The following is a 1,260-nucleotide window of genomic DNA, read 5'->3' as shown; positions in this document are numbered from 1 at the left end:
TGATGCTCACTTYGCGCCCGCGCCCTCTGCCAGAGCGCGTGCGGACACCTTTGGGGGTCTTGCGTCATTTGTTGATCTGAATGCGCCGACGCCGTCCGAACTGCGCGATGATGCTCACTTCGCGCCCGCGCCCTCTGCCAGAGCGCGTGCGGACACCTTTGGGGGTCTTGCGTCATTTGTTGATCTGAATGCGCCGACGCCGTCCGAATTGCGCGATGATACGCACTTTGGGCCCGCGCCCTCTGCCAGAGCGCGTGCGGACACCTCCGGGGGTCTTGCGTCATTTGTTGAGCTGAGTGCGCCGACGCCGTCCGAACTGCGCGATGATGATCACTCCGCGCCCTCGCCCTCTGCCAGGGCTCCAACCGGCATCTACCGCGGTTTTCCTTTGGTTGATCTGACAACGCCGACGCCGTCTGGGTTAGATGAGGTTGATTCCGTGAGGGCGGCTCCGACCACCTACTCGGAGGCTCAGAGCGGGGCGACAGCCTCGTCCCGGGACGGCGGGCTAGTGCTTGGAGACGATGAATGGCTGGGTGATGAGCATATCCATAGGGATTACGAGCTGCTGGAGCAGCTGTTGCAGCGGAACCGTCCGGATCTCGCCGCCCGAACGCAGTTCGTGGATCCCATGGTTGCCCATTATCAGCTGCGCTTGGCCGCTACCGATAGCGACGCGCGACGCACACTCCAGCTCCTCATCGATCGGAATGGTAATGATACAGCCGACTTCCTGTTTCTGCCAATGAACGATGCCGATCGTCTTAATGAGCTCGGCGAGCATTGGTCGTTGCTATTCGTTGATCGCAGCGACAGGCAGCGGCCGGTCGCCTATCACTACGATTCCGTCCGGGGATACAACGACAACCGCGCAGCAAAGCTCGCGAAACGGCTGAGCCTCAGCCTAAAGGCAGCCGACATGGCCCAGCAGCAGAACACCTACGATTGCGGCGTCTTTGTCGTGGACGGCACGCGAGCGCTGGTCCGACGATTGGCGCAAGGAGAGCGACCCGAACACGAGCCGTTGCACCTCGACAACCTCGTCGCTGATCGACAGGCACTCCAAAGCCGGCTTAGCATTACACCTTTATTTCCTTAGTGCGCTCTGCGCGCTTTGACTGATGAGCCCTGCGCCACAAGGATCGACCTGGCGCTGGAGCTGCCGGAGCTGTCTCCGCGCGAACTGGCCGTGCGGCTCACCGACGAGCGGAAGTACTTCGTCTCGGAAGCGTCAGTCTATCGGCTGCTGAAGGCGCATGA

General features: G+C 61.6%; 1 protein-coding gene and 1 pseudogene. Both read left to right on the top strand.

Annotation, left to right across the window (positions count from 1 at the left end):
• Positions 1-1,099: Ulp1 family isopeptidase (locus AC630_RS41850; protein WP_245330668.1), on the top strand; the 1,099-nt coding region annotated here is incomplete at its 5' end.
• Between the two features lie 42 nt (positions 1,100-1,141).
• Positions 1,142-1,260, top strand: a pseudogene (locus tag AC630_RS46560) (helix-turn-helix domain-containing protein); the annotation flags it as partial.

The organism is Bradyrhizobium sp. AS23.2, from assembly GCF_001908185.1.
Lineage (GTDB): Bacteria > Pseudomonadota > Alphaproteobacteria > Rhizobiales > Xanthobacteraceae > Bradyrhizobium.
Note: the sequence above shows the minus strand (reverse complement) of the source record. Positions and strands in the feature narration are given on the sequence as shown.